The 304-nt window shown below is 63.8% G+C and carries 1 pseudogene; it reads left to right on the top strand.

From position 1 onward, the window contains the following. A pseudogene (locus KO536_RS24600) lies at positions 1–304 on the top strand (urocanate hydratase); the annotation flags it as partial.

Below are 304 nucleotides of genomic sequence, written 5' to 3'. Positions count from 1 at the left end.
GATGACCGCCGGCAGCTGGATCTACATCGGCAGCCAGGGCATCGTCCAGGGCACCTACGAAACCTTCGTCGAAGCCGGTCGCCAGCACTACAACGGCAGCCTGGTCGGCAAATGGGTACTGACCGCAGGTCTGGGCGGCATGGGCGGCGCACAGCCTCTGGCCGCCACCCTGGCCGGTGCCTGCTCGCTGAATATCGAATGCCAGCAAAGCCGTATCGATTTCCGCCTGGCCACTCGCTATGTCGACGAGCAAGCCGTGGACCTGGATGACGCGCTGGCCCGTATCGCCAAATACACCGCTGAA

This window comes from Pseudomonas sp. NKUCC02_KPG (assembly GCF_019345465.1).
Taxonomy (GTDB): Bacteria; Pseudomonadota; Gammaproteobacteria; order Pseudomonadales; family Pseudomonadaceae; genus Aquipseudomonas.
Note: the sequence above shows the minus strand (reverse complement) of the source record. Positions and strands in the feature narration are given on the sequence as shown.